General features: G+C 74.4%; 9 protein-coding genes. 5 read left to right on the top strand and 4 right to left on the bottom strand.

The window, feature by feature from the left end; translation table 11 throughout:
* Positions 1-389: 389 nt before the first annotated feature.
* Complete coding sequence (locus AB0N90_RS33845; RefSeq protein WP_365202948.1) at positions 390-1,589, bottom strand: PLP-dependent transferase; 1,200 nt, start codon at positions 1,587-1,589, stop codon at positions 390-392.
* 60 nt (positions 1,590-1,649) lie between these two features.
* Here AB0N90_RS33845 and AB0N90_RS33840 point away from each other — a divergent pair, with 60 nt between their 5' ends.
* The 5 genes from AB0N90_RS33840 to AB0N90_RS33820 all read left to right on the top strand — a co-directional run bounded on the left by AB0N90_RS33840 (position 1,650) and on the right by AB0N90_RS33820 (position 6,979).
* Complete coding sequence (locus AB0N90_RS33840; protein WP_361669135.1) at positions 1,650-2,135, top strand: Lrp/AsnC family transcriptional regulator; 486 nt, start codon at positions 1,650-1,652, stop codon at positions 2,133-2,135.
* A 53-nt stretch (positions 2,136-2,188) separates the two neighbouring features.
* Entirely contained in the window at positions 2,189-3,877 is a 1,689-nt protein-coding gene (locus AB0N90_RS33835; protein ID WP_365202946.1) for a DUF885 domain-containing protein, read from the top strand.
* Positions 3,878-4,079: 202 nt separating this feature from the next.
* A complete protein-coding gene (locus AB0N90_RS33830; RefSeq protein ID WP_365202944.1) occupies positions 4,080-4,316 on the top strand; it encodes a ferredoxin in 237 nt (78 codons plus the stop codon).
* Positions 4,306-5,697: an FAD-dependent oxidoreductase gene (locus AB0N90_RS33825; protein WP_365202942.1), complete on the top strand. Its 1,392-nt coding sequence runs from the start codon at positions 4,306-4,308 to the stop codon at positions 5,695-5,697. Before AB0N90_RS33830 ends, AB0N90_RS33825 begins: the two co-directional genes overlap by 11 nt.
* A gap of 40 nt (positions 5,698-5,737) precedes the next feature.
* The gene (locus tag AB0N90_RS33820; RefSeq protein WP_365202940.1) at positions 5,738-6,979 is read left to right on the top strand and encodes a cytochrome P450; all 1,242 of its coding nucleotides are present in this window, start codon (positions 5,738-5,740) and stop codon (positions 6,977-6,979) included.
* Between the two features lie 28 nt (positions 6,980-7,007).
* On the opposite strand, the gene AB0N90_RS33815 is transcribed toward AB0N90_RS33820, so the two are convergent.
* The 3 genes from AB0N90_RS33815 to AB0N90_RS33805 all read right to left on the bottom strand — a co-directional run bounded on the left by AB0N90_RS33815 (position 7,008) and on the right by AB0N90_RS33805 (position 11,744).
* Positions 7,008-7,520, bottom strand: coding sequence for an immunity 21 family protein (locus AB0N90_RS33815; RefSeq protein WP_365202938.1), 513 nt, complete (start codon positions 7,518-7,520; stop codon positions 7,008-7,010).
* Between the two features lie 64 nt (positions 7,521-7,584).
* Positions 7,585-10,584, bottom strand: a complete 3,000-nt coding sequence (locus tag AB0N90_RS33810; protein WP_365202936.1) for an SMC family ATPase — start codon at positions 10,582-10,584, stop codon at positions 7,585-7,587.
* A complete protein-coding gene (locus AB0N90_RS33805; protein ID WP_365202934.1) occupies positions 10,581-11,744 on the bottom strand; it encodes an exonuclease SbcCD subunit D in 1,164 nt (387 codons plus the stop codon). Before AB0N90_RS33805 ends, AB0N90_RS33810 begins: the two co-directional genes overlap by 4 nt.
* Positions 11,745-11,772 lie beyond the last annotated feature (28 nt).

The raw sequence follows: 11,772 nt of genomic DNA, 5'->3' as shown, positions 1-11,772 counted from the left end.
CGGTTCCGTCGGCGCCTCATTCGGATCCGTCGGGTTCCGACTCGGGCCCGTCGGGTTCCGACTCAGGCCCGTCGGGTTCCGACTCGGGCCGCCGGGCCCAACTCAGGTCCGCCAGGGCCCACTGCGAGCCCACGGGGTTCCGACTCAAATCCGCCAGGGCCACTTCGAGTTCACGGGCCCCAATTCAGCTCCGCCAGGGCCCACTTCGGTTCCGCCGGTTCCCAACTCTGGCCCACCGAGCGCAAGTCGGTCCCGTCGGGCCCCACCTCGGTTCCGCCGAGCGCAACCCGGTCCCGCCGGGCCCGCTCTGGTCCGCCGGGGCCGGGCGGTCGGCGCCTCTCCTCGTCCTTCGTGAGGCGCGGGGAGAGGCGCGACCGGTCGCCGGGCCGTCAGCGCGTCGCCTCCGCCGCCCCGACCGGCACCCGGGCCCGCTCCCCGAGTGCCTGGTCCAGGTCGGCCCAGAGGTCGTCCACGTCCTCCAGCCCGACCGAGAGCCGCAGCAGCTTGTCGCTGACCCCCGCGCCCCTGCGGTCGTCGGCGTCCACGATGCGGTGGCTGATGGACGCGGGGTGCTGGATCAGGGTGTCCACGCTGCCGAGGCTCACCGCGGGGGTGACCAGCCGCACCCGGGAGATCAGCTCATGCGGATCCCCCCGCACCTCGAAGGCGATCATCGCGCCGCCGATGCGCGGGTAGTGGACCTTGGACACCCGCGGGTCCGAGGCGAGGCGGCGGGCCAGTTCGGCGGCGCTCGCGGAGGCCGCCCGGACCCGGACCGGCAGGGTGGACAGGCCGCGCAGCAGAAGGTAGCCGGCCAGCGGGTGCAGGACGCCGCCGGTCGCGAAGCGGATCTGGCGCAGCCGGCCGGCCAGTTCCTCGTCGCAGGCCACCACCCCGGCCAGCACGTCCCCGTGCCCGCCGAGGTACTTGGTCGCGCTGTGCAGCACCAGTCGCGCGCCCTGCTCGGCCGGGCGCTGGAGCACCGGCGTGGCGAAGGTGTTGTCGACCAGCAGCGGCACCGAGCCGCAGGCGTGCGCGACGGCCCGCAGGTCCAGCTCGGCGAGGGTCGGGTTGGCCGGGGACTCGACCATCACCAGGCCGGTGTCCGGGCGCAGCGCGTCGGTGATGCCGGCCGGGTCGGTCCAGGTCACCTCGGTGCCGAGCAGCCCGGCGGTCAACAGGTGATCGCTGCAGCCGTAGATCGGGCGCACCGCGACGACATGGCGCAGACCCGTCGCCGACCGCGCGAGCAGGACCGCGCTGAGGGCGGCCATGCCGCTGGCGAACGCGACGGCGGACTCGGTGCCCTCCAGGCGGGCAAGGGCGGTCTCGAAGCGGGCGACGGTCGGGTTGCCGAGCCGGCCGTAGACCGGGGGCCCGGCCGGGTCGGCGCCGTCGGTGGCGAAGGCGTCGATGCGCGCGGCCTCGCCCCGGCTGTCGTAGGAGGGATAGGTCGTGGACAGGTCGATCGGCGGAGCGTGCAGCCCTTGGCGGGCGAGATCGTCGCGGCCGGCGTGCACGGCCTCGGTGGCGAGGGCTCTCGGTGCGGGGCGTACGTCGTCGTAGGCACCCGTGGTCGCTGTGTCCATGGCAGGAAGGGTGAACATCGAACGGGTTACGGGGGGTAAACCCCGTGCTATGTTCGGCCGGTGGCCGAATCTGTCGTACTGGATCCGGTGGATCTCCAGCTGCTGCGGCTGCTGCAGAACGACGCCCGGATCACCTACCGCGATCTCGCCGCCCAGGTCGGGGTGGCGCCGTCCACCTGTCTCGACCGGGTGACCCGGCTGCGCCGCTGCGGTGTGATCCTCGGTCATCGGCTGCAACTGGATCCGGCCAAGCTCGGCCGCGGTCTGCAGGCGCTGCTGTCGGTGCAGGTCAGACCGCATCGCAGGGAGCTGGTGGGGCCGTTCGTGGAGCGGGTGCGCGCGCTGCCGGAGGCCCGCTCGGTCTTCCATCTGACCGGCCCCGACGACTATCTGGTGCATGTGGCCGTCGCGGACATGGCAGATCTCCAGCGGCTGGTCCTGGACGAGTTCACGGCGCACCGCGAAGTCGCCCGGGTGGAGACCCGGTTGATATTCCAGCAGTGGGAGTGCGGGCCGCTGCTGCCGCCCGGCCACGCCGACAGCTGAATCCCCGCCGGCCCGGGTGACGCGGAGATCCCTCCCGTACGAGGATGGGCGGCATGTCTGAGATCAACACCCCGTTGCCCCGCCAGGTCGCCGACGCGTACGTCGACGAGCTGATCGCCCTCGACCCGGTGACCGGCACCTACCTCGGCGTGCCGGAGAGTTCGCGCACGCTGCCCGACTACTCGCCCGCGGGCCAGGAGGCACTCGCGGAGCTGGCCCGGACCACCCTCGCCAAGCTGGACGAGGCGGAGCGCGGGCCCGGCGCCGACAGCGACGTGGAGCGGCGCTGCGGCCGGCTGCTGCGGGAGCGGCTGACCGCCGAACTCGCCGTGCACGAGGCCCAGGAGCATCTGCGCGCCGTCGGCAACATGCATACGCCGGGCCACTCGGTGCGCGACATCTTCACCGTGATGCCGGCGGAGACCGAGGAGGACTGGGCGGCGATCGCCGAGCGGCTGCGCGCGGTGCCCGGTGCGATCGCCGGCTACCGCGAGTCGCTCCGGCTCGGCCTGGACCGCAAGCTGTTCGCGGCGCCGCGGCCGACCGAGACCTTCATCGGGCAGCTCGGCGAGTGGATCGACACGGACGGCAAGGGCCTCGGCTGGTACGAGGAGTTCGCCGCCGCGGGCCCGGACGCGCTGCGCGCCGAGCTGGACGAGGCGGCCCGTAGCGCCACCGCCGCCCTGACCGGGCTGCGCGACTGGCTGCGGGACGTGTACGCGCCGGCCGTCGAGGGCGCCCCGAACGTCGTGGGCCGGGAGCGGTACGCACGCTGGTCGCGCTACTTCAACGGCACCGACCTGGACCTGGACGAGGCGTACGCGTACGGCTGGTCCGAGTTCCACCGCATCCTCGGCGAGATGAGGCGCGAGGCGGAGAAGATCCTGCCCGGCGCCGAGACCCCCTGGGTGGCGCTGGCGCATCTGGACGAGCACGGCCGGCACATCGGCGTGGACGAGGTCCAGGGCTGGCTCCAGGGCCTGATGGACCGGGCGATCGCGGACCTGGACGGCACCCACTTCGAACTCGCCGAGCGGGTGCGGCGGGTGGAGTCGCGCATCGCCCCGCCCGGCGGCGCGGCGGCGCCGTACTACACGGGCCCCTCGGAGGACTTCTCCCGGCCCGGCCGCACCTGGCTGCCCACCATGGGCCAGGACCGCTTCCCGGCCTACGACCTGGTGTCGACCTGGTACCACGAGGGCGTGCCCGGCCATCACCTCCAGCTCGCCCAGTGGGTGCACGTGGCCGAGGACCTCTCCCGGTACCAGGCGACGGTGGGCATCGTCAGCGCCAACGCCGAGGGCTGGGCGCTGTACGCGGAGCGACTGATGGACGAGCTGGGCTATCTCGGCGACGCGGAGGAGCGGCTCGGCTACCTGGACGCGCAGATGATGCGGGCGGCCCGGGTGATCGTGGACATCGGCATGCACCTGGAGCTGGAGATCCCGGCGGACTCGCCGTTCCACCCGGGCGAGCGCTGGACGCCGGAGCTGGCGCAGGAGTTCTTCGGGGCGCACAGCAGCCGTCCCGCGGACTTCGTGGAGAGCGAGCTGACCCGCTACCTGACCATTCCCGGCCAGGCCATCGGCTACAAGCTCGGCGAGCGTGCCTGGCTGCTGGGCCGGGAGCGGGCCCAGCAGCGGCACGGCGCGTCGTTCGACCTGAAGTCCTGGCACATGGCGGCCCTCTCCCAGGGCTCGCTGGGCCTGGACGACCTGGTGGACGAGCTGTCCAGCCTCTGAGCGCCGCTTTGGGCCTCTGAACGCTCCGGGCTCCCGGGCACTCCTGACTCCGAGCGCTCCGCTCACTCGATCGGCGTGCCCGGCGCGCGGGTCCCCCGGCTTCGCTTCCATGCTGGCGAACGGGGGAAGACCGCCGTCCGGGCCGCCGCACGCGCCAGCCGCGTGCGGCGCGCTCCGGACCCTGGCCACCGGAAGGGCGTCGATGAGGCTCGTCGTCGATCTCAACAAGTGTCAGGGGTACGCGCAGTGCGCGTTCCTCGCGCCGGACGTCTTCGCCATGCACGGCGAGGAGTCGCTGGTCTACGACCCGCAGCCCGACCACGAGCAGCGCGAGCGGCTGGCGCGGGCCGTGGCTGCCTGCCCGGTGCAGGCGATCACGGCCGACGGGGTGGACGGCCACGGAGCCGCCCGGGGCCCGGAGGCCCCCGATGGCCGCTGAGGACATGGAGCGGCTCCGCCGTGACGGCCGGATCGCGATCGTGGGCGCCTCGCTGGCCGGGCTGCGGGCGGCCGAGACACTGCGCGCGGAGGGCTTCGCCGGGGAGCTGACCCTGATCGGCGACGAGCCGTACGAACCGTACGACCGTCCGCCGCTGTCCAAGTCGGTGCTGCTCGGCCGGGCGGACCCGCACCGCACCGAGCTGCCCCGGCGCCGGGACGTCGACGCCAAGTGGCGGCTCGGCACGGCGGCCACCGGTCTGGATCTGGCGGCCGGGCGGGTGCGGCTGTCCGACGGGGACGAGGTGGAGTACGACCGGCTGCTCATCGCCACCGGGGTGCGCGCCCGGCCCTGGCCGAAGGAGTCGGAGGCCCGGCTGGACGGTGTCTTCCTGCTGCGCACCCGGGACGACGCGGCCGGGCTGCATCAGCGGCTGCGCGCGGGGCCGCGCCGGGTGTTCGTGATCGGTGCCGGGTTCGCGGGCTGCGAGGTCGCCTCCGCCTGCCGGGAGCAGGGCATCGAGGTGACGGTCGCGGAGCGGGCGGGCGCGCCGCTGGTGGGCGCGCTCGGCGGGGTGGTCGGGGCGGTCGCCGCGGAGCTGATGCGCGAGCACGGCGTGGATCTGCGCACCCGGGTGACGGTGACCGCGCTGGAGGGCGACGCGGCCGGGCGGGTGCGGGCGGTGCATCTGTCCGACGAGAGCGTGGTCGAGGCGGACGTGGTGGTGGTCTCGCTGGGCTCGCAGCGCAACACCGAGTGGCTGAACGGGTCGGGGCTCGGCGCGGGGCCCCGGGGCATCGCCTGCGACGCGGGCTGCCGGGCCTTCGACTTCCGGGGCATCGTCACCGACGACGTGTTCGTGGCGGGCGATGTGGCGCGCTCCCCGCACGCGCTGTTCGAGTACCAGTTTCTTTCCCTCGAACACTGGGGGAACGCGGTGGCGCAGGCGGAGACGGCCGCGCACAACATGATCTGCGACGGCGCCGACCGGCGCCCGCATCTGTGGATGCCGGCGTTCTGGTCCTCGCAGTTCGGGGTGAACATCAAGTCGGTCGGGGTGCCCCCGATGGGCGAGGAGCTGATGATCACCCAGGGTTCGACGGCGGAGCGCCGGTTCGTCGGGGTCTACGGCCACAAGGGCCGGGTGGTGGCCGCGGTGAGCTTCGACAACACGCGGTGGCTGGAGTTCTACCAGCGGGCGATCGAGCGGGGCGCGCCGTTCCCGGTGGAGTACCCGACGCTGGACCGGCGCCCCGAGGACCGGCGCCCGCTGCCGGCCGACTTCCCCGATCCGTCCCTGCCGACCCATGGCCCGATGGTGACCCTCAGCGGCTACTCACCGGCCGACACCCAGCTCGTCTTCCACCCCGCCCGTCACTGACCGGCGCCCCCGACCGCCGGTCCCGCCCCGAGGACTCCCCATGACGCAAGACTCGATCGTGCGCCGGATGACCGACTTCGCCAACCGCGCCGACCCCTACCCGGTGTACCGGGAGCTGCGCGGGACGCCGGTGCTGCACGAGGAGGAGGGCGGCCCCTACGTCATCAGCTCCTACTGGGACATCGAGGCACTGCTGCACGATCCGCGGATCAGCTCCGACGCGGCCAATCTGGCGGCCGCCGGGGACGACGCACTGCTTCAGTCGGAGGAGACGGGCGGGCTGCCGCCGTCGTTCCTGCGCCTGGACCCGCCCGAGCACGACCGGCTGCGGCGCATCGCCAACAGCGCCTTCGGGCCGCCGCACCGGCCGCGCCGGATCGACGGCATGCGGGGCGAGCTACGGGAGATCGTCACCGGCCTGATCGACGGCCTCGGGGACGCCCGCGGGATCGATCTGGTCGACGAATTCGCCTACCCGTTCCCGGTGACCGTGATCTGCCGGCTGCTCGGGGTGCCCCGGGAGGACGAGCCGCGCTTTCGCGCCTGGGTCGATCCGCTGGTGGCGAGCCTGGACCCGGGGACGCGGCAGGGGGCGGACGAGGAGTTCACGAGGACCGCGCGCGAGGCCCGGATGCAGCTCGGCATGTACCTGGCGGGACTGGCCGAGGAGCGGGCCAAGGAGCCGCGCGACGATCTGCTGTCCGACCTGGTGAACAGCCATGGCCCGGACGGCGCCATGACGATGATGGAGGTGCTCAGCACCACCGTCCTGCTGCTGATCGCGGGACACGAGACGACCGTCAACCTGATCACCAACGGCATGCTGACGCTGCTGCGCCACCCGGACGTGCTGGAGCGGCTGCGCCATGAGCCGGATCTCGCGCCCCGGCTCGTGGAGGAGTTGCTGCGCTATGAGCCGCCGGTGCAGCTGGTGCCGCAGCGCACCTGCATCACCGACATCGAGGTGCGCGGAGTGACCATCCCCAAGGGCTCGCGGATCTGGCTGGTGCTGGCCGCGGGCAACCGGGACCCGGAGCGGTTCAAGGACCCCGAGCGGTTCGACCCGGACCGCGAGGACATCCAGCACCTCGGCTTCGGCAGCGGCATCCACATCTGCTTCGGGGCGCCGCTGGCCCGCCTGGAGACACAGATCGCGCTGACCGAGCTGGCCCGCCGCCTGGAGAACCCGCGCCTGGTGCAGGACCCGCCGCCGTACCGGGAGAACGCGGTGCTGCGCGGCCCCCGGCACCTGGAGATCGCCTTCGACGGCATCCGGCCCTGAAACCCGGCGGATCAGGGTCCGACAGTCCCTAGCCGAGTCTGCTGAGCTGGACCAGCCCCACCCAGGTCTCGGCGCCCGGCTGGGCGTAGGCGGCGCGCACGGCGTACGACCCCGCGGTGAGCGGCACCCGCAGATGCTCCTGCCGGTCCGCCTCGCCACCCGGCCAGGCGGAGTCGAACAGCACCACGGGCCCCGGCACCTGCCAGCGCAGCTCCTGCTCCCACACCGCCGTCTCCAGCGCGGCGGGCACCCCGGCCAGCAGATCGCGCTCGGAATCCGCGGCGGACCAGCGTACGAAGGCGGTGTGCTCGGGCAGATAGGAGGTGGCGGCCGGTTCGTCGCCGAGGACGAGGGCCGCGCTGTCGCCGACCGGGAGCAGCCCGGCGTATCCGGAGACCTCACAGGCCCGGTCGTAGTCCGTGTCCAGCTCCTCGCTGTCGGCCCCCGCCCAGAACGGCAGAACCACCTCCGGAACGGCGATCAGAGGACCACCGCCCGACTCCACCCACTCCAGCACTCCATGATCTTCAAACCGAGCCATGGGCGAAGAACCTACACGCCTGCGGGACGGCGGCCGAACTCACCCTCGCGGGCACCAATTCCCTTCAGCCGGTGCCCCGTTGGCGCAAGGTGGAGCCCGATCGGCCCTTGAGAACCTCCAGTTGGGCGTGGACGCGGCGGCGCAGGTCGGCGACGTGGCTGACGATGCCGACGCTGCGGTCGCGTTCGCGCAGGCCGTCGAGGACGTCGAGGACCTCGTCCAGGGTCTGGTCGTCCAGGCTGCCGAAGCCCTCGTCGATGAAGAGGGTGTCCAGGCGGACCCCGCCGGCCTCGTCGGTGACGACGTCGGCGAGGCCGAGGGCGAGGGCGAGGGAGGCGAAGAAGGTCTCGCCGCCGGACAGCGTCGCGGTGTCCCGCTCGCGGCCGGTCCAGGCGTCCACGACATGCAGCCCGAGCCCGCTGCGGCCGCGTCCGCTGCGGCCGTCGGAGTGCACAAGGGTGTAACGGCCGGAGGACATCCGCTGGAGGCGGGCGGTCGCGGCGGCGGCGACCTGCTCAAGGCGGGCCGCGAGCACATACGACTCCAGGCGCATCTTGCGCTCGTTGTCGGCGGCGGTGCCCGCGGTGAGGGCGGCGAGCCGGGCGACGCGGTCGTACTCCTCGCGCAGCGGGGCCAGTCGGCGCGCCACCTCGGTCGCGCGGGCGGAGAGGCGGTCCAGTTCGGCGCAGCAGCGGGCGGCGGCGTCGCGGGCGGAGGCGGCCGCCCGCAGCCGGTGCTCGGCCGCGGCCGCGACCCGCTCGGCGTCGGCCGGGTCGGCGGGCGGGAGCTGGGCGGCGGCCGCGGTGTCGGCCTCCGCGAGTACGGCCCGCACGGCGGCCTCCTCCGACTGCCGGGCGTCCAGCCGGTGCTGGAGCTCGCGGTGGTCCGCGTCGGTGAGCAGCGCGTCGGCCGCCTCCTGGGGCGTGGCGAAACCGGCCCGGTAGGCGGCGTCGGCGAGCCGGGCGTCGGCGGCCTTGAGGCGCCCTGCGGTCTCCTCGGCGGCGCGCACCGCGTCGGCGGCCTCGGTGAGCAGGGCGGCCCGGCGCTCCAGCTGGGCGGCGCGCGCGGCCACGCTGTCGGCGGTACCGCGCGCCTGTGTCAACTCGCCTTCCAGCTGCGCCTGTTCACGCTCCAGGGCCTCACGCCGGGTGAGCCGGGAGGCGGCCCGTACGGCGGTCTCCTGCCGGTCGGCGAGGCGCTGTTCGCGCTCCTGCTCGGCGCGCCGCAGCTCCTCGCGGACGGCGTGCAGTGCGGAGGCGGCACGGTGGGCGCGGGCGTACTCCTGCTCCAACTCGGCCGCTTCGGCTTCGAGTTGCACGGTGGGCGCGTCGCCCGCCTCGGCGCCGGCGACGGCCAGGGCCTTGCCGATGTCACCCGCGCGCCGCTCCTCTTCGGTGTGCCGCCGGTCGGCCTCCTGGGCGGCGGTGTGGGCGCGCTCCTCGGTCGCGCGGTCCACATGTCCGGCGATCTTGCGGGCGGGTGCGGGGTGTTCGGTGGCACCGCAGACCGCGCAGGGCGCGCCGTCGGTGAGGTGAGCGGCGAGTTCGGCGGCGATGCCGTCGAGGCGCTGTTCCTTGAGTTCGAGCCAGTGGGTGCGGGCGTCCAGGGCCCGCTGCCCGGCTTCCCGGGCACGCCGCTGGGCCGTCTCCAGTTCGGCGGCGCGGGCGTCGCGGGTGCGGGCGGCGGCCAGGCGGCGTTGCGCGGGCTCGCGCAGGACGGCGAGTTGCTCGGCGCGGGTGGCGGCCTCCTGCGCGGTGTCGATGCGCGCCTGGAGCGTCGTACGCGCGCCCTCCCAGCCGTCCAGCCAGGCGTCGGCCTCGCGCAGCACGTCCTCGTCGTCGCGTTCCTGGCGGTCCAACCCGGCGCGTTCCGTGAGCAGTTCGGCAAGGCGTCGCTCGGCGCGGCGGGCGGCATCGAGGCCGCCCAGTTCCTCGGCGGCGCGGCGCGCGGCGGCGGCAAGGCCGCTCGCGTCGGCGTCGGCGAGGGGCGCGGGCAGCGGGCCCCGGGCGCGGGCCTCGGCGGCGGCGGCCCCGCGGTGTTCCCGCTCGGCCTCCTCGCGCAGCTCAAGGGCAGGTGCGACCGCCTCCGCCTTGCGGGAGCGCGCCATGCGCTCCTGGTCGGCGTGGTGCTCGGCGGCCCGCTCCTGGAGCCGCTCGGCCCGGCGCCGTGCCTGTGCGAACCGGCCCTGGAGGCGGGCGAGTTCACGGATGCCGTCGAGGGTGCGCCGGGCGCCGGTGTGGGCGGCCTCGGCGGCGGTGAGACGGCTGTGGGCGACGGCGAGGCGCTCCCGGGCGGTGCTGCGGGCGACGGCGGCGGCACCGAGCACGGCCCCGGCCAGGCCCGGGTCGCCCGGGGCCAGCTCGGGCAGCTCCATGGCGTCGCCCGCCTCCTGCTGCATGCGGTGGGCGTCGGCGAGCAGGGCCGCGTCACCCTCGCGCACCCGGGCCTCGGCGGCGCGGCGGCGCTCGGCGAGCCGCTTCTCCACATCGGCGAAGCGCTGGGTGTCGAAGAGCCGCCCGAGGAGCCGGCCCCGGGCCTCCGCGTCGGCGCGCAGAAAGCGGGCGAAGTCGCCCTGGGGCAGCAGCACCACCTGGCAGAACTGCTCACGGCTCATGCCGAGCAGCTGCTCGAACTCGGCGCCGATCTCCTGATGGGAGCGGCTGAGGTCCTTCCAGGCGCCCGCCCGGGTGTCGTACTCGCGCAGCCAGGTCTGGGCCTTGTCGACGGTGGTGCCCTTGCCGCGCAGCTTGGGCCGCTCCCAGGGCGGCTGCCGGGTGACCTCCAACCGGCGTCCGGCGACGGTGAGTTCGAGGCGGATCTCGGTCCGGGTGCGGGGCTCGGCGTGGTCGCTGCGCAGGTTCATGCCCTGGCCCGCGCCGCTCTGGCGGGCGCCGGGGACGGAGCCGTAGAGCGCGTAGCAGACGGCGTCCAGGACGGAGGTCTTGCCGGCGCCGGTGGGGCCGTGCAGCAGGAAGAGTCCGGCGGTGGACAGGGCGTCGAAGTCGACGCTCTGGGCGGCGCCGAAGGGCCCGAAGGCGGTGATGTCGAGCCGGTGCAGCCTCACTTGGCCACCTCCCGCACCACGGCGTCGGCGCGCACGGCGTCGAACGCCTCGCGCAGCACGGCCGATTCCCGCTCGTCGGGTCCGGCGCCCCGGACATGGGCGACGAAGTCCTGGGCGATCTGCTGATCGCTGCGGCCCGCGAGGCGGCGGGCGTAGGAGACCCCGGGGTCGTCCGGGGCGCGTTCGGGGGCGAAGACCAGGCTCAGGGTGTGCGGGAAGCGCTCGGTGAGCCGGGCCATCGGCTCGGGCGGCCGGACGGCGTCGGTGAGGGTGGCCTCGATCCAGGCGTCCGTGTGGCGGCCGAGGTCCGGGTCGGCGAGCAGTTCCTCCAGGGTGCCGCGGATGCGGGCCAGCGGGCGGGGCACCGGGCAGGCGAGGCGTTCGGCGGACACGGCGCCGTCGGCGGCGAGGTCGATCAGCCACATGCTCTTGCGGTGGTCGGCCTCGGAGAAGGAGTAGGCGAGCGGGGAGCCGGAGTAGCGCACCCGCTCGGTGAGGGTCTGGCAGCCGTGCAGATGGCCGAGGGCCGTGTAGTCGGCGCCGTCGAAGATCCCGGCCGGTACGGCGGCGACCCCGCCGACGGTGATGTCCCGCTCGCTGTCGCTCGCCCGGCCGCCGGTGACGAAGGCATGGGCGAGGACGACGCAGCGGGTGCCCGCCGGGCGGGTCGCGAGGTCGGCGCGGACCCGGTCCATGGCGGCCCCGAGCACGGCCTCGTGTCCGGCCTTCTCGACCCCGAACTCGTCCTTCACCAGGGCGGGTTCGAGGTACGGCAGCCCGTAGAAGGCGACGTCTCCATGGGCGTCGGCGAGCACCACCGGGGTGGCCACGGCGGACGGTTCGGTGCGCAGATGGATGCCGGCGCGGTCGATGAGTCCGGCGCCGACGCCGAGGCGGCGGGCCGAGTCGTGGTTGCCCGAGATCATCACCGTGGGCACACCGAGGCCGGCGAGGCGGTGCAGGGCGTCGTCGAACAGCTCGACGGCGGCCAGCGGGGGCACCGCGCGGTCGTACACGTCTCCCGACACGACCACCGCGTCCACCGCGCGCTCGCGCACGGTGGCGACCAGGTGTCCGATGAACTCGGCCTGGGCCCCGAGCATGCTCACCCGGTGGAAGGCCCGGCCGAGATGCCAGTCGGACGTGTGCAGGAGTCTCATGCCTCCCGAGACTAACGGCCGGGTCCGA

This window comes from Streptomyces sp. NPDC093018, assembly GCF_040684035.1.
GTDB classification, from domain to species: domain Bacteria; phylum Actinomycetota; class Actinomycetes; order Streptomycetales; family Streptomycetaceae; genus Streptomyces; species Streptomyces murinus.
This window is presented reverse-complemented; position numbering and strand designations above follow the sequence as displayed.